At 73.1% G+C, this 21,149-nt stretch carries 20 protein-coding genes; 10 read left to right on the forward strand and 10 right to left on the reverse strand.

Going from position 1 to position 21,149, the window contains the following annotated elements:
- Positions 1-81: 81 nt before the first annotated feature.
- On the reverse strand, positions 82-2,397 hold the full coding sequence (locus AMK13_RS46135; protein WP_074005355.1) for a DUF7927 domain-containing protein: 2,316 nt from the start codon (positions 2,395-2,397) through the stop codon (positions 82-84).
- A gap of 274 nt (positions 2,398-2,671) precedes the next feature.
- On the opposite strand from AMK13_RS46135, the gene AMK13_RS43805 reads away from it, so the two are divergent.
- The gene (locus tag AMK13_RS43805; RefSeq protein ID WP_158077773.1) at positions 2,672-2,845 is read left to right on the forward strand and encodes a hypothetical protein; all 174 of its coding nucleotides are present in this window, start codon (positions 2,672-2,674) and stop codon (positions 2,843-2,845) included.
- A gap of 85 nt (positions 2,846-2,930) precedes the next feature.
- Here the strand turns inward: AMK13_RS43805 and AMK13_RS33100 are convergent, their stop codons facing one another.
- Positions 2,931-5,777 (reverse strand): ATP-binding protein, encoded by a 2,847-nt coding sequence (locus AMK13_RS33100; protein WP_241853136.1) that lies wholly within the window; start codon positions 5,775-5,777, stop codon positions 2,931-2,933.
- Positions 5,778-6,146: 369 nt separating this feature from the next.
- On the opposite strand from AMK13_RS33100, the gene AMK13_RS33105 reads away from it, so the two are divergent.
- Positions 6,147-7,196 carry an alpha/beta fold hydrolase gene (locus AMK13_RS33105; RefSeq protein ID WP_074005357.1) on the forward strand — a complete coding sequence of 350 codons (1,050 nt, stop codon included), beginning with the start codon at positions 6,147-6,149 and terminating at the stop codon, positions 7,194-7,196.
- Between the two features lie 120 nt (positions 7,197-7,316).
- Here AMK13_RS33105 and AMK13_RS33110 read toward each other — a convergent pair whose 3' ends face one another.
- On the reverse strand, positions 7,317-7,916 hold the full coding sequence (locus AMK13_RS33110; protein WP_074005358.1) for an RICIN domain-containing protein: 600 nt from the start codon (positions 7,914-7,916) through the stop codon (positions 7,317-7,319).
- Between the two features lie 23 nt (positions 7,917-7,939).
- The gene (locus tag AMK13_RS33115) at positions 7,940-8,557 is read right to left on the reverse strand and encodes an RICIN domain-containing protein (RefSeq protein ID WP_074005359.1); all 618 of its coding nucleotides are present in this window, start codon (positions 8,555-8,557) and stop codon (positions 7,940-7,942) included.
- 113 nt (positions 8,558-8,670) lie between these two features.
- Between AMK13_RS33115 and AMK13_RS33120 the strand changes: the two genes are divergently transcribed.
- A complete protein-coding gene (locus tag AMK13_RS33120; RefSeq protein WP_074005360.1) occupies positions 8,671-9,651 on the forward strand; it encodes an ArsR/SmtB family transcription factor in 981 nt (326 codons plus the stop codon).
- Between the two features lie 82 nt (positions 9,652-9,733).
- Here AMK13_RS33120 and AMK13_RS33125 read toward each other — a convergent pair whose 3' ends face one another.
- The 3 genes from AMK13_RS33125 to AMK13_RS33130 form a co-directional block, all read right to left on the reverse strand.
- Complete coding sequence (locus AMK13_RS33125) at positions 9,734-10,906, reverse strand: methyltransferase domain-containing protein (protein ID WP_198959487.1); 1,173 nt, start codon at positions 10,904-10,906, stop codon at positions 9,734-9,736.
- A 3-nt stretch (positions 10,907-10,909) separates the two neighbouring features.
- A complete protein-coding gene (locus tag AMK13_RS44325) occupies positions 10,910-11,068 on the reverse strand; it encodes a hypothetical protein (RefSeq protein WP_181970350.1) in 159 nt (52 codons plus the stop codon).
- 138 nt (positions 11,069-11,206) lie between these two features.
- On the reverse strand, positions 11,207-11,926 hold the full coding sequence (locus tag AMK13_RS33130; protein WP_241853137.1) for a DUF5753 domain-containing protein: 720 nt from the start codon (positions 11,924-11,926) through the stop codon (positions 11,207-11,209).
- Positions 11,927-12,188: 262 nt separating this feature from the next.
- Here AMK13_RS33130 and AMK13_RS33135 point away from each other — a divergent pair, with 262 nt between their 5' ends.
- Together AMK13_RS33135 and AMK13_RS33140 are read left to right on the forward strand one after the other, a co-directional pair.
- Entirely contained in the window at positions 12,189-12,944 is a 756-nt protein-coding gene (locus tag AMK13_RS33135) for a DUF6879 family protein (protein WP_074005362.1), read from the forward strand.
- The gene (locus AMK13_RS33140) at positions 12,941-13,786 is read left to right on the forward strand and encodes a helix-turn-helix domain-containing protein (protein ID WP_074005363.1); all 846 of its coding nucleotides are present in this window, start codon (positions 12,941-12,943) and stop codon (positions 13,784-13,786) included. Before AMK13_RS33135 ends, AMK13_RS33140 begins: the two co-directional genes overlap by 4 nt.
- A 155-nt stretch (positions 13,787-13,941) precedes the next feature.
- On the opposite strand, the gene AMK13_RS33145 is transcribed toward AMK13_RS33140, so the two are convergent.
- Both AMK13_RS33145 and AMK13_RS33150 read right to left on the reverse strand, forming a co-directional pair.
- Complete coding sequence (locus AMK13_RS33145) at positions 13,942-14,133, reverse strand: DUF397 domain-containing protein (RefSeq protein ID WP_074005364.1); 192 nt, start codon at positions 14,131-14,133, stop codon at positions 13,942-13,944.
- A complete protein-coding gene (locus AMK13_RS33150) occupies positions 14,126-14,989 on the reverse strand; it encodes a helix-turn-helix domain-containing protein (protein ID WP_074005365.1) in 864 nt (287 codons plus the stop codon). Before AMK13_RS33150 ends, AMK13_RS33145 begins: the two co-directional genes overlap by 8 nt.
- A gap of 263 nt (positions 14,990-15,252) precedes the next feature.
- Here AMK13_RS33150 and AMK13_RS33155 point away from each other — a divergent pair, with 263 nt between their 5' ends.
- From AMK13_RS33155 to AMK13_RS33170, 4 genes are all read left to right on the forward strand, one after another.
- Entirely contained in the window at positions 15,253-15,618 is a 366-nt protein-coding gene (locus tag AMK13_RS33155) for an ATP-binding protein (protein WP_074005366.1), read from the forward strand.
- Positions 15,618-15,878, forward strand: coding sequence for a hypothetical protein (locus AMK13_RS33160; RefSeq protein WP_049649547.1), 261 nt, complete (start codon positions 15,618-15,620; stop codon positions 15,876-15,878). The genes AMK13_RS33155 and AMK13_RS33160 overlap by 1 nt, the downstream gene beginning before the upstream one ends.
- A gap of 230 nt (positions 15,879-16,108) precedes the next feature.
- Complete coding sequence (locus AMK13_RS33165) at positions 16,109-16,627, forward strand: DUF6879 family protein (RefSeq protein WP_338016361.1); 519 nt, start codon at positions 16,109-16,111, stop codon at positions 16,625-16,627.
- A 353-nt stretch (positions 16,628-16,980) separates the two neighbouring features.
- Positions 16,981-17,685, forward strand: a complete 705-nt coding sequence (locus AMK13_RS33170) for a DUF1062 domain-containing protein (RefSeq protein ID WP_074005367.1) — start codon at positions 16,981-16,983, stop codon at positions 17,683-17,685.
- Between the two features lie 167 nt (positions 17,686-17,852).
- On the opposite strand, the gene guaD is transcribed toward AMK13_RS33170, so the two are convergent.
- Positions 17,853-20,309: a guanine deaminase gene (guaD, locus tag AMK13_RS33175; protein ID WP_079272719.1), complete on the reverse strand. Its 2,457-nt coding sequence runs from the start codon at positions 20,307-20,309 to the stop codon at positions 17,853-17,855.
- A gap of 314 nt (positions 20,310-20,623) precedes the next feature.
- On the opposite strand from guaD, the gene AMK13_RS33180 reads away from it, so the two are divergent.
- Positions 20,624-20,986 carry a hypothetical protein gene (locus AMK13_RS33180; RefSeq protein WP_074005368.1) on the forward strand — a complete coding sequence of 121 codons (363 nt, stop codon included), beginning with the start codon at positions 20,624-20,626 and terminating at the stop codon, positions 20,984-20,986.
- Positions 20,987-21,149 lie beyond the last annotated feature (163 nt).

Here is a 21,149-nt window from a genome sequence, read left to right on the forward strand (position 1 = left end):
GCCCGGTGGCGGACGACAGCACGGGGCCGCGCCCACGCGGGGGGCGTGGGCGCGGCCGTGGGGTCGTGCGGGTGCGGGGGCTCAGCGGGTGCGGCGGCTCCTCCACAGCAGGAGCGCGCCCGCCGCGACGGTGCCGAGCGCGGCGAGGCCGAAGAGCAGGACCTGGGCCGCGTTGCTCCCGGTCTCGGGCAGCTGGCCGCCGTGGCCGGGCGGGGGAGCGTGGGTCGGGCTCGGGCTCGGCTGCGGCGAGGTCGTCGGGCCGGGGCTCGGCGAGGACGTCGGGCTCGGGCTGGGCGACGGGCTGGGGCTCGGCGACGGGCTCGGGCTGGGCACGGTGACCGGGACCTCGGCGCGGCAGTGCGCGTCGGTGGAGCCGGGGCGGCAGTTGTTCCCGAAGGTGTCGGAGGAGACGGTGTTGCGCAGCACCGCGTCGGCGGTCAGCGTGGAACGCACGGTGACGGAGTAGGTGATGGTCGCGGTGGCCCCGACCGGCAGGTCCCCGCTCCAGGTCAGCGTGGTGCCGGAGACCTGGACCTGGCCGCGGTCGGCGGCGGCGTCGTTGCCGTAGGCGGCGGAGTTCAGCACGCCCGACAGGTCGTCGGTGAGGGTGACGCCGGGGGCGTCGACCTGGCTGGTGTTGGTGACCTGGATCCGGTAGCGGACGGTGTCGCCGGGCTTGGCGGTGGTGGGGTCGGCGGTCTTGGCGATGCTGTAGGCGGGCACCGCGGCCACGGTGTTGCGCACGGTGTTGCTGGTGCGCTCCTGGGCCCGCCGGGTCTGGCTGCCCTCGAAGCGCAGGGTGGCGGTGTCGTCGAGGTGGGTGCCGACGGCGGTCGAGGCGTCGACGGTGACCTGGAAGGCGACGTTGGCCTCGGCGCCCGGGGGCAGGTCGGGGACGGTGCAGGTGACGGTCTGCCCACTGGCCTGGCAGGCCGGGTTGGAGGCGGGGACGAAGGTGGTGCCCGCCGGGATCGTGTCGGTCAGGGTGACGCCGGTGGCGGTGTCGAGGTCCGTGCTGCTGCCGTCCTGGCGGCGGTTGGCCACCGAGAAGGTGTAGGTGATGGTCTCGCCGGGGCCGACCAGGCCGGGCGGGTTGTCGTCGGGGCTGCCGGGCGGGGTGTTGGCCTTGGTGATCCGCAGGTCGGGTTCGAGGGCGTCGAGGGCCAGCCAGGCGGCCTGCGGCTCCAGGGCGTCGCCGGCGCCGCTGATCCGGACCAGGGCCTGCTCGCTGCCGGCCGGGATCTTGCCGGTGACGTCGATCATCCGGGCGTCGTAGCCGTAGTTGTTGACCGGGTCGGGGTCGCGGGTGGTGATGTTGGTGCCGGTGCCGTCCGCGGCGACGTGGTCGATCCGGCTGGTGAACGCGTTGTCGGTGCCGACCCCGTTGGGGCCGGGCATCGGCAGGAGGGTCAGGTTCTCCGGCGTGGAGCCGACCGCCAGGGTGTCCCCGGCGATCGGCGCGTCGCCGTCGCCGACGGTGATCCCCATGGTGGCCCGCGGGGCCGTGGTGGCGGGGGTGCGGATGCCGCCGAGCGTCAGCGTGGTCGAGTTGTCGGGGTCGCGCAGCAGCTGGTAGCCGTCCCAGACCTGGAGGTAGCGCAGCGGCTCGGCCTGGTCCTCGTACGCGACGACCAGCGACCAGCCGCCCCAGCAGCCGACGTTGTTGCCGCCGTAGTTCTGCGCGGAGGAGCGGCCGGCGCACGCCTGGATGTCGGCGACGGTGTAGCTGCCCGGGCCGGCGGCCCGGACCTCGGCCGTCACGTCCTTGACCGCCCCGCCGGCCAGCAGGGGCTCCGGCGGGTTCCCGCCGACCTTCTGGTCGAACCAGTCGTAGGTGTCCGCGGTCACCTGCTGGTAGCCGCTCGCGCCCGGGACCTTCCAGGACACCTGGTTGCCCTTGTTGATGTCCCCGGAGGTGCCGCCCGCGGTACTGGTGTTGGTCGGGTTGAACTGCCAGTACAACCGGGCGGACAGCACGTTCGCCCCGGCCGGCAGCAGCAGCTGCGCGGAGGCGGCGTTGGGGCCCGGGGCGTTCGGGTCGACCTTGATGAACTTGGTCCGGCCGTTGTTCGAGCCCTCGGTGTCCGAGCAGACCGTGCCGTCGCTGTCGTCGCAGGTCAGCACCGAGTTGGAGGCCATCGTGAGGTTGCCGTGCGCCAGCAGGTCGACCACCGGGTCCGGGCCGATCGGCCGCTGCGTCCCGGCCCCGCGCGGCTTCGGCGCGGCGGCCTCGGCGGCCCTGGCCGCCGGTTTCGCGGCCGCCCGGGCGTGCCCGGTGTGCGGCGCCCCCGCGGCGAGCGGCGGCGCCAGGGCCGCGGCGCCCGCACCGAGCACCACCGCCAGCAGCGCGGACAGGACGTGCGGTGGACGCGGCCGCAGCCGTCGGACAGGTGACACGGGAACCTCGCTGTCGGGAGGCGACACGGACAGCAGAACCTCGTACCTGCGCCGGCGGGAATCGAAGCCTGACGGGTGGTTTCTTCACCCGCCCGGGTCAGCACCGGTGGCCGGACGGCCCGGGGTGTGCCCTCCGCCGGTCCGGGGGAGCGGTGGGTACCCAGGATTCGGTACGGGGGATTGGGTAGCGGTACGCATTGTTCCCGCCCCGGCCCAGCCGGTTTCCTGGAACCCGCCCAAGCCGACGACCCCTCACCCCCCGGAGGTCGCCCCCATGACCCGTCGCGAACGCCTGCGGCTCTACGCCGACGCGCACTTCACCGCCCCGGACCCCGGACTGGTCCTGCCCGCCCGCCGCAGCGGCAGCGGCCTGCGCCGCCCGGGCCTGGCCCGCCTGGCCCGGCTCTCCCGACTCGTCGAGCGCGCCGGCCACCACCGGCACGGCTGACCGGCCACCCACCCACCCACCGGCACGGCCGACACCACGGACAGGGTCCCGCCTCTTGAGGGAGCGGGCGGGACCCCCTTTTTCCTCAGGAGGCCCCGTCCTCCGCCGCCAGCGCCTCGCCCAGCCCCGCCCGGCCCACCCCCAGCTTGCGCAGCGCGCTCGCCACGTGGTGCTCGACCGTACGGGTCGACAGGAACAGCGCCCGGGCGATGTCCTGGTTCGCCGCACCCTGCGCCGCCAGCGCCGCGACCTGCCGCTCGCGCGGCGACAGCCGCTCGCCGTAGCCGCGCCGCCCCGGCGAGGCCGCCCGCCCCAGGCCCAGCTCGCGCCGCAGCCGCTGGCAGCGGGCCGCGTCCCAGGCCGCGCCCAGCGCCAGGTAGGCCCGCTCGGCGGCGCCGATCAGCTCCCCGGCCGCCACCCGGTCGACCCCCGCCGACACCGCGGCGGCCCGCTCCTCGGCCCGCGCCGCCTCGTACGGACGCCCGATCTCCCGCCACAGCCCGGCACAGCGCACGAACTGCGCGCCCGCGCCCGCCGGCTCGCCCCCGTCGGCCAGCAGCAGGCCCCGGGCGAAGGCCAGCGCCGCCAGGGGGGCCGGCGCGTCCCGGCCCTCCAAGCCCGCCCCCGCCTGCCCGGCCAGCTCCGCCGCGCCCGCCCGGTCGCCCCCGGCCAGCAGCACCTCCACCGCCACCGGCAGCAGCTCCGCCGCCCGCGGCCAGGCCCCCGCCGCGCGCAGGGTGTCCAGCGCCGGCGCGACCACGGCCGCCGCCCGCGCGACGTCGCCCTCCGCCAGCAGCAGCGCCGCCGGCCCGGCCGCCACCCGCAGCGCCCCGGTCACCTGCGACTCCCGCTCCCCGTACGGCTCCGCCTCCGCGAACCGGGCGTACGCCACCGCGAGCTGCCCGCGCGCCGCCGCCAGCCGGCCCAGCAGCAACGCCTGCTCGATGCCGGCCATCGCGAGGTCCGGGAACTCGGCGCCCAGCGCCGCCAGCCGCTCCTCCAGCCCCTCCCACCGCCCGGCCAGCCCGTCCAGCCGCGCCAGCGCGATCCGGCTGTAGCACTCCAGGTACGGGATCGCCGCCTGCCGGGCCAGCCGCCGGCTCTCCTCCAACAGCCGCGCGGCCCGCCGGTCGTGGCCCAGCTCGACGGCGATCTCGCCCACGTTGTACAGCGCCCGGGTGGTCTGCCGGACGATCTCCGGCCGCTCCGAGCTGCGCGGCAGCGCCTCCAGCCGCTCCCACACCGACGGGTCGCCCTCGCGGGCCAGGAAGGTCAGCCGGGTGGCCCGTACGGCCGCCGCCACCTCCTCGTCCGGGCTCGCCGCCAGGACCCGCTCGGCCCGCTCCAGCCACTGCCAGGCGCGCTCCCCGGCGCCGTCGCGCTCGTTCATGGCCAGCGCCACCATCGCCCGGGCCGCCCGGTCCGGGCGCTGCTCCAGCTCCTCCAGGGACTCCTCGATCCGGTCGAAACCGGCCCGGTCCCCGCCGTGCACGGCCATCAGGAAGCCCAGCGACAGCCGGATCTCGCCCCGGTCGGGCACCGGCAGCCGCGGATCGGCGATGATCGCGGTCAGCGTGGCGGCGCTCGCCAGCGAGTCCACCCCGTCGGCGGCGATCCGCGCCAGCGCCAGCGCCGCCCGCCCGCGCCGGCGCGGGTCCAGGTCCGGCTCGTCCAGCAGCCGGCGCAGCAGCGGCCCGGCACTGCCGCTGTCCCCGAGCGCCACCGCCTGGTCGGCGGCGGCCTCCGCCACCTCCTGCCAGGCCGCCCGGTCGCCCAGCGCCAGGGTGTGATGGGCGATCTGCACCAGCGGCCTCGGCTCGCGCGCGCCCAGCGCCGCCACCGCGCGCCGGTGCAGGGCGCCGCGCCGCGGCCCCGGCAGCCGCCGGTAGGCCACCTGCTGCGCCAGGACGTGCCGGAAGCCGTAACGCGCCAGCGGCTTCTCGTTGAGCACCGCCGCCCGCAGCGCCTCGGTCAGGCCGTCCGCCGCGGCCTGCGCGTCGAGGCCGGCCACGGCGGCGAGCAGCTCCTCCCCGGCCGGCACGCCGAGCACCGCGGCCGCGCAGGCGATCGCGGCCGCGTCCGGGGACAGCACGGCCAGCCGCTCGGTGACGGCGTCGCGCAGGCCGCGCGGCACCTCGGACTGCTCCAGGTCGGCGGCCAGGTCCGCGGCGGTGGTCAGCGCGTCGGCGCCGCGCCGCTCGCCCAGCGTGATCAGGTCCTCCTCGGCGACCAGCGGCAGGCCCTCGCTGCGCTCGAACAGCACCCGGGTGAGGGCCGCGGTCGCGCGCGGGCCGAGCGCGGCCCGGGCCAGCTCGTGCACCTCGGCCTCGGCGAGCGGGGACAGCCGCAGCAGCGCGCCGCCCACCCCGGCCGGGCGCCGGTAGGCGGCGCCGAGCACGGGGGTGTCCGGCGGCAGGTCCTCGGCCCGGTAGGTGAGCACCAGGGCCAGGCCGGGCGGCACGTCCCGGGCCAGCAGCAGGAGCAGCTCGCGGGTCGCGTCGTCCACCCAGTGCAGGTCCTCGACGACCAGGACGGTCTCGCCGAGCGCGCCCAGCAGCGCCCGCACCGCCTGGACCAGCAGCCGCAGCCCCGGCGGGCCCTCGCCGGGGGCGCCCGGGGGAGGGGGCGGGAGCCGGTCGGCGAGGTCCGGCAGCAGCGGGCGCAGCGCCCCGGCACTGGCCGGGATGCGGTCCGCGGGCGGCAGGAACGGGCCGACGCCGCGCAGCGCGTCCACCACCGGGCCGAAGGGCAGCGGCTCGCGCAGCGGGTGGCAGAAGCCGGTCAGCACCCGGCGGCCCGCGGCGGCGGCCCGGGCCGCGGCCTCGGCCACCAGGCGGGACTTGCCCAGGCCGGCCTCGCCCTCGATCAGGACGACGGCGGGCGGGCGGAGCATGGAGTCGGTGAGACGGTCCAGTTCAGGTTGACGTCCCACGAACGCGAATCCGGCGCCGGGCGATCCCGGCTCGACCGGCCGGCTCACGGCCGTCCGGCGAGTTCACGTGCGCGGCGCTCGCCGAGGAGGGGTGCGAAGGCCATGGGCACATCATGCCGTGGCCGCGCCCGGGGCTCGCCGCCGGGGCGCCGTCGCCGCCGCCTGCCTCCCACCCCGGCCCCCACCCGCAACCCGGGCCCCCTCACCCCCACCCGGTCCCGTCCGGCCCGCTCCGGCGGGGCCCCGGGCGCCACCCGTGCCCCGGCCGTCCCGGGGTGCTGCCCACGGCACCCGGCGGCGGTCCGGTACGTTGACGAACCGTCAGTTCATGCTCCCGGGCGGCATGTTCGCGAAGGCGGAGGAACCGGAATGATCGACAGGCGCACCTTCACCAGGGCCGTCGGACTCGGCGCGGGCACCACCGCGCTGTCCCTGGCCGCCCTGCCACCGGCCGCCGGGGTTGCCGGGGTTGCCGCCCCCGCTGGTCCGGCCGGGTCCCCCGTGCCCGGCCGGACCGGTTTCTCCCGCCTGGCCCGGGTCCGGGCAGGCGTGCTCGATGTCGGCTACGCCGAGGACGGGCCGGCCGACGGCCCCGCCGTGATCTGCCTGCACGGCTGGCCGTACGACATCCACAGCTACGTCGACGTCGCCCCGCTGCTCGCCGCCCGGGGCTACCGCGTGATCGTCCCCTACCTGCGCGGCCACGGCAGCACCCGCTTCCTGTCCGACCGCACGGTGCGCAACGCCCAGCAGTCCGCCGTCGCCCTCGACGTGCTCGCCCTGATGGACGCGCTGGGCGTCCGGCGGGCCGTGCTGGCCGGCTTCGACTGGGGCTCGCGCACCGCCGACATCATCGCCGCGCTGTGGCCCGAGCGGGTCAGGGCCCTGGTCTCGGTCGGCGGCTACCTGATCACCGACGTCGAGGCGCAGAAGGAGCCGCTGGCACCCGCCGCCGAGCACACCTGGTGGTACCAGTTCTACTTCGCCACCGAACGCGGGCGCCTCGCCATGGAGGACCGGGACAGGCGCCGCGAGCTGTGCCGCCTGGTGTGGCGGCAGGTCTCGCCGACCTGGGCCTTCGACGACGCCGTCTTCGAGCGCACCGCCGCCGCCTTCGACAACCCCGACTACGCGGCGATCGTCATCCACAACTACCGCTGGCGCCTGGGCCTGGCCGACGGCGAGCGCCGCTACGACCAGCTGGAGCACCGGCTCGCCGCCCGCCCCCGGATCGCCGTGCCCACCGTCACCCTCGACCCCGGCCGCGACCCCTTCACCGCCCCCGGCGACGGCGCCTCCTACCGCGACCTCTTCACCGGGCCGTACCTCCACCGCACCCTGCCCGAGGTCGGCCACAACGTCCCCCAGGAGGCACCCGAGGCCTTCGCCCGGGCCGTCCTGGACGCCGACCACCTCTGACGGACGGGCAGCCGCCCGCCGGGGCTGTGTCGGGCCGGGCCGCGTCGGGCAGGGTCTCGCGGCTTCGTGGGGGAGAAGCCGCGAGACCCGGTCACCGGCGGCCGTCCGGTCGTCCGGCCGTCAACCGGACGTCGTCCACCGCTGCTCGGAGCCGCCGGTGCAGGGCCACTGGACGACCGGGGCGCCCGGCGTCGTGCTCGAACCGCCGACCGCGGCGCACAGGCCGCTCGCCCGGTTGCTGATCTGCGCGAAGCCCGTGTCCGGGTTCGAGCCGAAGTACCAGGTCTGCTCCGGCCCCTTGTCGCAGCCGTACTGGATCAGCTGGACGCCGGCGTTCGGCGAACTCGCCGGATCGGCCAGGCACTTGCCGCTGTTCCTGTTCACGATCTCGTAGCCGCCACCGGAGTTCGGCATCGGGTAGAGGCCCCAGTACTGCTCGGCGCCGCCGTAGCAGGACCACTGGATGATCCCGGCCCCGCCCGCCGTGCTCCCGGCCCCGACCGACAGGCAGTGCTGGCTGTTGTAGTTCCAGAGCTCCACGATCTCCCCGTCCCTGACCGAGGGGGACGAGGCTGCGCCGCCCTGCCCCGTCGCGGTCGGCGCCGACGCCGAGGCCGGCGTCGCCCCGACGGCGAACGCGAGCGCGGCGAGGAGCCCGAGGGCCCCCGTGCCGAGCCTCGTCCGGGGCCAGGCCGCTGTGCTGTGGCCACTGGTTGCCATGGGTGGTCTCCTCCGGGTCGGCGTCACGCGGTGCGGATGTCCCACCACTGCTGGGACTGGAAGTTCTTGACCCACAGCTGGGTCTGGGCGCCGTCGCCGGCGACGTTGATGTCGCGGTCCAGCACGGTGTTGTTGCCGTTGTTGTAGCGGACGTTGTAGATGGCCAGGTCCCCGGAGGGGTGGTACCACTTCTGCTGGGTGGTGCCGTTGCACTGCCACAGCTGCACCCGGGTGCCGTTGCCGCCGCCGCCGTTGGTGTCGGCGTCCAGGCACATGCCCGGGAACCGCACGTTCTCCAGGCTGCCGTCGGTGGACAGGAACCACTCCTGCTGGGCGGTGCCGTTACACCCCCACACCTGCACCCGGGTGCCGTTGCCGCCGTTGGTGGCGTCGGCGTCCAGGCACTGGCCGGTGGTCCCCCGGTACAGGCTGTAGATCCGGACGTAGAGGCCGGCGGTGAGCGCGCCGGCCTGGGTGCCGGACTGGGTGCCGGGCGCCTGGCCCTGGCTCCAGGCCACGTGACCGGCACCACCGGCGGACTCGGCCGACCCGGCGCCCTGGGCGGACGCCGCGCCCGTGGCGCCGACGACGAGGGCTGCCGTGGCGACGGCGACGGCGGCCAGCTTCTTGTGAACGATCACGGGTCCTGTTCCTCTCGGGGCTGGACTGTGCGGTGAATCCAGCAAACGCCAAGCCGATCGACCGATCGAATGATTCGATTTCTTTCGAAGGGGCTGGCGAAGGGGGAGCACTCGTGATCCGGATCCGCCTGGGGGCCCGGGGGTTGGGGGGCGTCAGGTTCGCGGTCTCACCGGTGGGCGCGGCGAAGGACCTGCTGCGCCTCGTCGGCTTCAGCCCGGGCACGCTCACCCCGCAGTGGCGGGCCAGGGCGACGGAGGCGCTGTCCCGCAACCGGCTGGGGCTGCTGGCCGTGGTCGGCGGCGGCGGTCCGCTCGGGTACGCGCCGGACTTCATCCGGCCGGAGCCCCCGGCGTTCCTGACCGACATCGACACGGCGCTGCACCAGATCGCGACGACCCCGCGGGAACGGGTCCACTACGAACTGGCGGGGGCCGTCAACGGGCACGCGTGGGACCGGGGTTCCGGCCACCCGCCGCCGCGGCAGCTGCTGCGGGCCCTGGAGCGGGGGGAGGAGTACGTCGCGCGCCGCCTCGCCGACGAGATGGCGCGGTTCTGGCACGGGGCACTGGCGACGTCGTGGCCGGGGATCCGGGCCAGGCTGGAGGCCGACGTCACCGCGCGGGCGTCGGAGATCGCCCGGTGCGGGCTCGCCGAGGCGCTCAACCACCTGGCGCCGAACCTGGAGTGGCGCGAGGGCGAGCTGATCGTGCACCTGCGGACGGGCAGCATCCACCGGCTGACGGTGGACGCGGACGGGGTGATCCTGACGCCGAGCGTCTTCGTCGACTGGGCGCTGTTCTGCGCGGGCGAGCCGCCCGGCGTGCCGGCGCCGCGCACCCCGCTGATCGTCTACCCGGCGGGGCCGGTGGACTGCCTGGCGCCCGAGCGGGACCACCCGCTGATCGGCGCGATGCGGCGCAGGCTGCTGGCGGAGCTGAGCCAGCCGCGTTCCACGACGGAGCTCGCGCAGCGGCTGTACCTGAGCCCGGCCACGGCCTCGTACCACCTGCAGATCCTCCACCGGGCCGGCCTCGTGAGCCGCACCCGGCAGTCCCGGCACGTCCTCTACCAGCGGCTCGGCGGAGCCGTGTAGACGTACGCCCGGGCGCGCCCCCGCCCGGGGGAGGGCGAGGGGTGCGGAGTGGGAAGTCGGCCGGGCCGACTTCCCACTCCGGTCAGTGCGGCGCCGGTACGGGGTTGTCCGGACTGTCCAGCCACACCGTCTGCCCCTCGGGCGTGGCGGTGAGCCCGAACCGCTCGAAGCCGGGGTGCCCCCGGCGACGCCACCAGCGCCAGGCCGCCTCCACCTCGTCCCACAGGCCGCGGGGGCCGGACTGCACCACCTCGTAGGCGGTCCGGCCGGGCTCCCAGTCGGCGGTGGCCCAGGACGTGACGGCCGTGTCGTGGAGCCACAGCGTGTACGTGCCGTCGGCGTACCGCTCGGTCAGCGGGAACGCGCCGGGCACCTGCACGCCGATGGCGAACATGGCCGGCCACCCGCCGACGGCGTCGGGGGAGAGGGCCGTCGACGAGACCGCCCCGTCGGCCGGCCACGGCCCGGACAGGTACTCCAGGCTGCCGGGCCGAACGGTCCGCTGCCGGCGCAGCCGCATGAAGGCGGACGACCTGACGAACCGGCCGCTCGCCGTGCCGTCGTCGCCGACCGTGAGCCGGACGACGGCCTCCCCGCCGTACTCGGGCGCCCACGGGGCGACGATCACAGCGCCGGGCCGGGACTGCTCGATCCAGGCGTACGGAATCCGGTGGACCGAGCAGGTGGCGATCACCCGGTCGAACGGCGGGCCGTCGGCGAAGCCCTCCGAGCCGTCGCCCACCACGAGCCGGGGCCGGTACCCGGCGCGGGCGAGCCGGTGCCGTGCGGCGGCCGCGCTGTCCTCGTCCACCTCGACCGAGACGACGTTCCCGGCCCCCGCGCGGTGGGAGAGCAGAGCGGCGTTCCACCCGGTGCCGGTGCCGATCTCCAGCACCCGGTCGCCGTCCGCCATGCCCAGGGCGGCGAGCATGGAGAACACCATCGTCGGCATGGAGCTGGACGAGGTGGGCACGGTGCCGCGGTCGAACCCGCTGTGCTCGCCGTCGTCCCACTGCGTGGTGAGCGGCGCGTCGGAGTAGACGGCGCCCAACCACCCGTCCGGATCGGCGAAGCGGTGCACGGACTCGCCCTGGCGCACCCCGTCCGCCCGGCCCGGCCAGATCAGGTCAGGGACGAACCAGTGGCGCGGAACGGCGTGGTACGACGCCAGCCAGTCGGGGGCGAGGGATCCGTTCGCGATGAGCGCGGAGGCCAGCCTGGCCCGGCCGGCCTCCGCTTCGTGCCGGTCGCTCACGCGTCAGTGCCCGGACGCCGGGCCGCTGCCGTCCGAGGTGTTCCCGCCCTCGTCGCTGCCGCCGCCACCGTGCTTGTTGCCGCTGCTGGAGTCGTCCTGCTGACCGCCGCCCTGGCCGTTGCCCTGGCCGCCACCGTGCTTGCCACCGTCGAACTCGGGCATGCGCTTCCCCTTTTTGCTTTCGGTCGACTCCCGTGCTGCTCACGGGTGTCAGTGAGCACGTTAGGCGTGTCCGATTCGAGGGCGGGCGCGTGATTCTCGGGTATTCGAGCCGCTGGGAGCGGAGTTCGCGGGGATTCCTCACACGTCCCCGAGAGCCCGGCGGCACCGCGCGATGACCCGGTGGGCGTCGGCGCCGTAGACGGCGGAGCCGGCCAGCGTGTCCCAGACGCGCCGGTACAGCGCCACGTTGTCCGGCTGGTCGAGCCAGAGTTCGGCGTGCCAGTCCTCGACGATGACGAGCCGGTCGTCGTGGATCCAGAAGCCGTTGGCCGGCGGCAAGGTGAGCGAGGCCTCGAACGGGACGATGCCCAGGGAGACGGTGTCCAGCCCGATCACGCCGCTGAGCCGGTCGAGTTGGGCGGCCATCACGGCCGGGGGGCAGATCAGACCGCGCAGCGCGGATTCCCACATGACGATGTGGTACTTCCGGCCCGGCCGGTACAGGCTCTCCTGCCTCTGGACGCGGGCGCGTACGGCTTCCTCGACGTCGCGCGGTGACCGGTGGAGGTCGACGAAGGCGCTGAAGACGTGCCGGGCGTAGTCGGGCGTCTGGAGCATGCCGGCGACCATGGCGCCCTCCCACGCGCGCATGACCGTCGAGCGGTCGTGCTCGGCGGTCAGCGTGTCCTGCACCGGCTTGTGCCCGGCGGCCAACTGCCGCCGCCAGGAACGGGTCCCTGACTCGAAGGCGCGCAGCCTCGCCGACAGCTCGGCCGCCGCTCCGGGTTGCCCGACGCCTTCGGCCCCGGCTTCGATCTCGTCGTAGCCGACCAGCGCACGCTCCTGGTTCAGGCTCACAGTCGTCCCCCTGATGGTCGGTCGGTCTTACCCGGAACGCCCGGGTAACCATGTTGAGCGAGTATCGGATTCGTGATTCTCGACTATGTGGACCACGAGAGTGAGGCACTGTCAGAAGAATCGGCGAGTCTCGCGAGGGTGCCGCGATGCGAGGAGCCATGGCGGTTCGGAGACGTCTGAGAATAATCGAGAATCATCCATGATGCAGAGCAAGTTGGCGTAGATCATGAGGTCTTCCGAGCTCTCGGACAGGAGAAGGACCATGGCAAGGCGGCTGCAAGTAGTGGGTAGCACCTCTGGTGTCGGGGACTGTCCGACGCTGTACGAGGACATGGACACCGGCGAGGTGCTGGTGCAGGGATACGCGGTGACGGACCCGGAGGATGTGGCGCAACTCAAGTACGTGAAGGAGGATGAAGGCTTCGTAGTCGTGCCTCGCGAACTGCTCGTGAGGTTCGCGCCGAGGGAGTCGACGACCGTGCCGGAGTTCGTGCCGCAGCAGAGGATCACCGAGTTCATCAACGATGGCTTCGAGCACACCGCGTGGCGGCTGGAGACGAGGACCGGCTATCTGTCCGACAAGCAGATGCCCTCCTACTCCGAGTTCCTCCGCAGCGGAGACACCGCCGGCGAGGTCGGGCACCCCTGGTTCGAGAACGTGCGCCGCATGGTCGACAAGGGCAAGCGGTTCGAGCGGGTCCGGCTGGTGGACAACCCGCCGACCGAAGGGCAGCGGTACCTGCTGGCGTGCGCCCGAACCAACGTGGCGGCCGGTGAGGACATCCGGTACATGTGGCGCTCGGACGCCGACGCCGCCGGGCTGGCCGGGCTATCGGACTTCTGGCTCTTCGACTCCCGCACGGTCGCGCGCTTTCACTTCGAAGGGGAGCGCACCGTCGGCATGGAACTGGTCACCGACCCGTTGGAGGTCCTTCGCGCCTGCCAGGCCCGTGACGCCGCCTGGCACCACGCGGTGCGCTACGCGGAGTTCCGGGCTCAGGTAGTTTCCGCTATGTGAGCACCGACTTTCAGCAGGCACGGGTTGCTCTCGGTGCCCGGATGCGTGAACTCCGCACCGAGAGCGGCTTGTCCGGCCGCGCCCTGGCCGCGCTGTTGGGTTGGCCGCAGTCCAAGGTCAGCAAGTTGGAGAATGGAAGGCAGTCGCCCGGCACAGCGGATCTGGTCGCGTGGGCGGAGGCCGTCGGCAGGCCTGACGCCGCTGCCGAACTCGTGGGCCGACTACGGACGCTGGAGACGCAGTACCGGTCGTGGAGGCGCCAGCTCGCGGGTGGCGCGCGACCGGTGCAGGAGGCGCATGCCGCGCAGGGAAAGAAGACCGGGCATCGTCAGTCGTTCGATCCGACTCTCATTCCCGGCCTGCTGCAGACGGCTGAGTACGCTCGGGCGGTCCTCGCCCGATACACCAGGGTTCATCCCTCGATCCGTGATGTCGAGGCGGCGGTGGCGGCTCGGATGGAGCGCCAGAGGGTGCTCGCCGATCGCTCGCGTTCGTTCCACTTCCTGGTGTGGGAAGGGGCGCTCCTGTCCCGTCTCTGCTCGCCGGCCGTGATGGCCGCCCAGATGAGGGCTTTGATGCCGTGGCTGGCGGGTGGGAACGTTCGGTTGGGTATCGTTCCTTTTGAGGCCGATCTGCAAGTGCCTGCGGGAGTCGGGTTCTCGATCCATGACGGCACGTTGGTGATCACCGAGTCCTGGCACGCGGAGATGTGGCTGGACGATCCGGCGGACGTCGCGCTCCACATCCGGGCATGGGACGCGCTGGCGGAGAGCGCCGTGTACGGTCCGGCGGCACACCGGGTGATCGTCAGGTCCTGGCGGGTGCCGCGTGATGATCACTGAGGAAGCAGGGTCCTTCTGTCGGCGGGTCCTTGCGGAGAGCAAGGGCCCGCCGGGCGGCGAACAACGGTCCCCGTCGCCGTGGACGACGGCGTCGGAGCGGTTCGGTGGGGTGTCTGCGCAGGAAGTCGGGCGGGCCGACTTCCTGCGCACAGGGTTCAGGCGTGGCGGTCGAACTCGCCGGCTTTGAGGGCGTGGAGGAGGGCGGCGAAGGTGGTGGGGGTGGTGCGGAGGGTGAGGTGGCCCTCGTCGGACTCGCGGAGTTCGACAGCGCCGCTCACCGTACGGACCTCCACACACTCATTGGTCGCGCCGCTGTAGCTGGACTTCTGCCAGTGGGACTCAGGCATTGCTGTTCTCCGCTTCCTTCCTGGCAGATTGAATGAGGTCCCGCGACTTCTCCTGGGAGAGTGCCAGGTCGTCCAAGCGATCGAAGATGGTTCGATGCATGGCCAGGTCTGCTGGGGAGTCGAAGAACAGGACGCCTTGGGCAACATCCATCTGGACAGTGTCCAGCTCGGGAATCGGCCCTCTGGCGAACGTGAGGTTCTCGGAAGCGCCTGGGAATGTGGCGACAGCGAATGGCACTACACGGATCAAGATCCCCGGGTGCTCGGAGTCTTTGAGGAGCGCATCGAGCTGCTCGGCAAGGACCTTGGGACCACCAAACTGCATCCGCAGCGCGGCTTCATGGACGAACGCCTGGAGTCGAGTCTTGCCCGAGCGAACTATCTGCTGCCGTTGCACGCGGAAGGCGGTGCGGAGGTCGATCTCCGCATGGGACAGCGGGGGACAGACCCGCGTGAAGACTGCGGAGGCATAGGCGCCGGTCTGCAGCAAGCCCGGGATGTAGGTGGTCGTGCAGGTGGAGAGTGCCGTGGCATAGCTCTCGATCTCTGCGACTTCGAGGAAGTCTCCCGTCAGGACTTCGCGATACTCCTCCCACCAACCTCGCCCACGCTCGCCGATCATCTCGGCGAGGGCGTCGACCAGCGGGGGATTGGCGCAATGGCATGCAGTGGCGATGGTGCGGAGACGGTCGACACTGATGCCGATTCGTCCTGATTCCATCTGAGTGACCTGAGCCGGACTCATTCCGACAATACGGCCCAACTCTGAGCCACCGTAGCCAGCCCGTTCGCGCATTCTCCGCAGCTCAGTGCCAAGCCTGCGTTGACGGAGCGTTGGGTTCGATCGTGGCGGCATGGCTTCCTTCCAGGCGTGCGTGTGGCCAGTGTGCCGCGCGCGTCGAGCGGCGGTCCACCAGTTACCACCCTAGGGTGAACTTCCCCCAAGAGTGGAAAATTGGATACTGGCCTGCGCTAGGGTCGATCTCACATCGATCCGACGGATCGTCAGTAACGCCTGCTAGCAAGCACCGCAGAGCAGCCATGTCCTTCTCCACGGCCTGGCTCACGGCGACACATGTTCCGCCGGTTCCCCCTCACTCACGCCTCGGGAGAACTCCCATGCGTCACATCAACACCCCCACCATCGCGGTCGCGCGGCAGACGCTCCGCAACACCATGACCCGCGTCGGCTGGTCCGCCTCGCCGATCTTCGACGCGCAGCTCGCGCTCTGCGAGCTCCTCGTCAACGCCTGGCGGCACACCGAAACCCCCGCGCCGCTGGTCGAGATCATCTCCGAGGGGGACGTCCTCCGGGTCTCCGTCACGGACGAGAGCCCGGTGCTGCCCTCCAGCCCGCCGCTGTCCCTGCTCGCCGAGTCCGGCCGGGGCCTTCAGCTCGTGGCCGCCCTCACTCACGGCTGGGGTGTCGACCCGCACGAGCGTGCCAAATCCGTCTGGTTCGAGCTGCGGAAGGGCGCCGTCTGATGATCTACCGCCCCGGCCGTCACCCGATGCTGCCGACCGACCCCCGGATCCGCTACTACACCGAGGACCACATCAGCGCCCTCCTGGACGAAGTCGTGGAGCGGGGACGCGAGTTCGGCCTCATCTTCCCCTCGATCGGCACCGACCGGACCATGGACGGCCGCGTCCTCGTCCGCTTCAACACGGCGCCGGCCTCAACTCTCCTCAACCTCCTCACCCTGCTCCTCGACGCCGAGCGCAGGACCTCGTGCGATACCTGATCGGGACGGCCTTCGCCGTCCTCCTCGCCCTCGCGACCGCCATCGTCGCCCTGGGCATCGTCACCACCCTCCGCGCGGCCCCGCCGCCCGACCAGGACGCCTGACCCCGCCAGCCCCCGCCGCCCACGCGCCGGGGGCTCCGGCGCTGCTTCAATCACGCCCTTGACGGCCCTTCACCGGCGGGGCCATGGTCCAGGTCATCCCCAGGTCGGACAGTGAGGTCAACGACGGTGGCAACGGCGGTTCGTGAGCAGTTGGCCAAGGCGCGGCGCTCGGCGGTGCATCTGGAGATGCGCGACAGCTACATGCCGGACGACCCCGAGTTCATCGCCTGGCAGCAGGGCAAGCGGCTCGATCCGGCGGACCGCGAGTCCTGGTGGCGGTCGTGGCTGGACGTGGTGGCTGAGGCAACTGGCCGTGGGGTCGCCATGCGCCGTCTGCGTGTCGTCTCCGAGCCGGTGACCGACTACATCCGGTACGAGTACGACGTGACGTTCCCGAACGTCGCGGCGGGGGAGGACGTGCGGTGGCTGCCGCGCTCCCGCGCCGGCGACCTGCTCCTGCCCGGTCTGGACGGCTGGGTCATGGACGACGAGGTGGTGATCCTGCACCACTTCACCGGGGACGGGCGGTGGGCCGAGGCCGGCATGGAGGTCCGGACCGATCCGGACCTGGCCCAGCGGTACCTGGCGGCCTACGAGGTCGCATGGGAACGGGCGACACCGCACGCGGACTACCGTCCCGCCTGACCGACCGACCGTCCATGGCCGTCCCGGCATCAGCCCCTGCCACCCCGGTAGCGACTCGCACGGACCGGGAAGATCCAAGCGCCCGCCCGGTGGAGGTGGCGCGGGAGGTGGGCGGGGCCGGCCGAGGGCGCGGGGAAATCCGGTTGCCGCGGGCCGCCGTCCCGATCATGATCTCCCGCATGGACTTTTGATGACTGCCACGTAGTACGTACCTGTCGCGCGATCGACCTCGGAGCCTGACGAACCGGCCCCGGGGCGATCGGTCGCGCCCCTCGTGAGCATCCGTCAGAGAGCGGGAGCCGCCGACTGAGTTCGGCATGCCCTCCTGCTGAGTCCTGAAAGACCCCACACACATGAATACCGACCGCAAGGCCCTGTGGGCCGTGCGTCAGTCCGCCCTGCCCACCGTCGTCCGGCCCTGCCCCGACTGCCCCGGCACGCGGCACCGCGCCTCGGGGAAGATCCGCGTCAACGCGAACGGCAAGCTGCTCGACGTCTGGCTGCTGCTGAGCTGTGCGACGTGCGACCGGACCTCGAAGGTGCCCGTCCACGAGCGCGCCCACGTCTCGACGCTGGAGCCGGCCCGGCTGGTGGCGTACGAGACCAACGACCCGGCAGCGGTGCGGGAGTTGGTGATGAGCGCGTCGCTCGCGGCGAAGAACCGGTACCGGCTCGACTGGACCGGGACGTGGGAGCTGGAGGCCCGCATGCCGCTGTACGCGCTCGACGACCCGAACCCGCTCCCGGTGCGGGTGCGCTTCGAGCTGCCCGCGCCGGTCCGGGTGGAGCGGCTGCTCCAGCTCGGTCTCGGCCTGAGCCGGGCCGAGGTGCGCCGTCTGGTCGCGGACGGCCGGATCGGCCTGCCGTTCGCGCCGGACGCCAAGGCGCACCAGGACTTCGAACTCACCATCCACGGACCCGGTTCCGTCGACGCGGCCAAACACGCGAAGTCCCCCGACGCGCCCGCCGCCGAACGCACCGACCCGGCCCGGATCGGGCTGCCGCCCGCACCCGGCCGGGACCTCCCACGCCGGGCCACGGCGGTCGGCAGCACCTGATCGGTCGGGCGGACGGCCTGCTCGCGATGGACGAGGAGGCCGCCGACACCGTCCGCGTCCCCGATCCGGCCCGCCCGCGTCCCGCGCGGGCGGGCCGGCCGCGGCAGCGGTCAAGGCCGCGGGATTCTCCCTCGGCAGATCGTCGGGGACGGGCAGCGCGGGCCGGCTCAGAACCGGTGCATGCAGTACAGGCCGCCGTAGTAGGGCGTGAGGTCGAGCCCGGAGCTCGAGTAGACGTCGGGGATGTGTTCCGGGACGCTCCACTCGTCGCCGAGTTCGTGGAGCCGGGTCCACCAGAGCGACCCGTAGTAGGCGTTCTCGTAGACGAAGTAGACGCAGTACAGGTAGTCGTTGAACCGGGCGATGGCGGGCCGGTAGCCGGTGCGGATCGGGTTCCCGTCGGTGTCCACCATGGGCTCGTCGGAACTCCACTCGTCCGTCGCGCTGTTGTAGGTGATGAGGTACAGCTCGTCCCCGCCGCGGTCGTGCACGCAGTACAGGTCGTTCTTGAAGCGTTCGACGACCGGTGCCCGGGCGACCTCGATGTCGCCGGGGACCAGCCGGTCGGTGCCCCAGGTCGCGGTGGCGGTGTCGTGGGTGATCCACCGCAGGAAGCCGTCCTCGTCGTCGTGCACGCAGTACAGGAGGCCGTCGTAGACGGTGGTCGCGGCCGGGTTGGTCGACCGGACCGCGACGTCCCGGTCGTCCTCCACCGGCCGGTGCGGGGACCAACCATGCTCGGGGCCCTCCGAGTTGTAGCGCGTCCACCACAGGCGGGCGTCGTCCTCGGTGCGGTGGTTCACGCAGTACAGGAAGTCGTTGGCGTGCTGCACCGCGACCTGGTCGGACGCGAGCACGTAGTTGCCCTCGACGTCGTTGACGAAGAGCCTGGTGTACCAGGTGTCGTCCTCCTTCTGGTAGCGGTTGCACATCATCTGGAAGGGTTTCCAGCCGCCCGTGCCGAGGGACCAGAGCGAGTCCTTGTACACGTCGATGCCGGGACCGAAGGGGACGCTGATGGTGGTGCCCCGCTCCTTCGACCAGCCGGTCTCGGGGTCGTAGACCGTCCACCGCATGTAGTTGCGCTCAGAGGTCCGTTGCCACCGCTTCCCCCCGCCGGCGTCGAACCGGCGGACGGGCTCGCGCCCGGACCCGGTGGGCGCGTCGTCGGCGTCCCGCTCGTGGGCGAGCCGGCCGTTGAGGTAGGTGGCCAGGACGGCGCGGTCGTCCCCCATCAGCGCGAAGGTGAACAGGAGTTCGCCGAGGGAGCCGGCGTTGGAGGTGCGGGCGGAGAGCAGCGGGGTGGCGTCCGGGTCGAGGACGATGAAGTCGGCCTCGTGCCCCGGTTCCAGTGAGCCGACGAGGTGGTCGAGGCGCATCGCCGAGGCCGAGCCGACGGTCGCCAGGTAGAACAGCTTGACCCCGGTCATCGGGAAGTCCCGCAGGGCGCCGACCTTGTAGGCCTCGCCCGCGGTCTGGAGCAGGGAGAGGCTGGTGCCGCCGCCGACGTCGGAGCCGAGTCCGACCAGTACCCGCCGGAGGGGGTCGGTGGCGCGGGGCATGTCGAACAGGCCGGAGCCCAGGAAGAGGTTGGACGTCGGGCAGTGCGCGATGCCGCTGCCGGTCTCGTACAGGCGCTTCCACTCGCGCTCGGACAGGTGCACGGCGTGGGCGAAGACCGCGCCGGGGCCGAGCAGGCCGTACGTCTCGTAGACGTCGACGTAGTCCTCGCACTCCGGGAACAGCTGGTGGACCTTCGCCACCTCGACCTGGTTCTCCGCCAGGTGGGTCTGCAGGAGCGTGCCGGGGTACTCCCGCCAGAGCTCCCCGGCCGCGCGCAGCATCCCGGGGGTGCAGGCGACGGCGAACCGCGGGGTGACGGCGTAGATGCTGCGGCCGACCCCGTGCCACCGTTCGATCAGCTCCCTGGACTGCTCGTAGCCCACCTCGGGGGAGGCGTCGAGCAGTTCGGGCGGGGCCGCGCACTCCTCGCTGTCCATCAGCACCTTGCCGGCCGCGAGCCGCATCCCGCGACCGACGCTCTCCGCGAACAGCGCGTCGACCGACTCCGGGTAGGTGGCGCAGTTGACCAGGGCCGTGGTCGTGCCGTTGCGCAGCAGCTCGTCGCAGAACAGGGCCGCGACGTCGCGGGCGTAGTCCGGGTCGGAGAACCGGGACTCCTCCGGGAAGACGTCCGCTCTGAGCCAGTCCAGCAGTTGGTTGCCGTAGGCGGCGATGATCCGGGTCTGCACGTAGTGGACGTGGGTGCTGACGAGGCCCGGGAGGATCAGCTTGTCGCGGTAGTGGACGATCTTCGTGTCGGGTGGGAGGCCGCGTACGAGGTCGCCGTAGTCCCCGGCCGCGACGATCTTCCCGTCCTCGCAGACCAGCAGCCCGTCCTCCACGTAGACGAGCGCGTCCCCGTCGTCCTCGCCCTCGGGCGTCAGGAACGGGTCGTCGCGGAACCACACCAGGCCGCCCCGGACGGCCGTCACCGCCGGGCGGCACCGGCCGGCCGCCCCGGCGGACGGTTCGCCGCCCGCTCGGGTGTCGCGGGTGTCGCGGGTGTCGCCGAGGCGGTCGGGTCCGCCGGGTCCGTCGTCGGAGAACGCAGAGGTTCGCATGGGGCTCACTCCCAAGGGGGGTTGAGGCGGCCGCGAGGCCCGTCCGAGGCTCCGGACTCCCTGTGCTCCCCACCGGACAGCAGGCCGGACGTGTGCGGACCGATCGGCCGCGAGGCGACTGCGCTCCCAGTCTCACGAGGGGCCGACCGGCGCTGCGCGCCGGATTCCGCCGGTCGAGTGGTCTTCGGCGGGACTGGCATAGGTGGGCCCTGGGCGGCCGACGCGCCCGGCCCCGCCGGTGCGGGGGAGCACCTTCCCGGGGCGACAGGGTCGTCGGACAGAAGGAGCGCGAGCTCGACACCCGGCACCGGGACGTGGAGGAGAACGGGCGGTACGACACCGTCCGGAACGTCGGCATGGGCCGGTACCCGGCCGTCGACGGCGACGACGCCGTCCTGAGCGACAACCCGGCGGACCGGGACGTGGCGCTGGAGAACCAGGGCCGCTTCAAGACCGCGGTGGTCGGCGACGGCAGGGCCCTGTCCCTGACCGGCGGCAAGGACAGCGCCCCGGTGGAGCCGACCGGCTCCACGGGGGTGAAGCCCAGCAGTGGTACTTCCAGAGCCGCGACGACGACTGAGACGCGCCCCGGAGCGGCTTTCGGCGGGGCGTGGACCCTGGCAAGGACTGTGGCCGGCGAAGCGGCGCGGCTCACTGCCGTCCGGCGGCGGGCGTGATCGGCCCGCCCGATGCGCCAGCCCTCCATGCCCCGCCCGCCGCCTGACCGCCACCTCGCGGCCGCCACTGACGCCGCACCGCTGTCCTCGGGTTGCGGCTCCGCCACGACCGCGGCCTCCGGCAGCCCTACCCCGTGCGGCACCCCGCCGCCGACCGCGCCCG

The sequence above is a fragment of the Streptomyces sp. CB02056 genome (assembly GCF_001905545.1).
Classification (GTDB): Bacteria; Actinomycetota; Actinomycetes; order Streptomycetales; family Streptomycetaceae; genus Kitasatospora.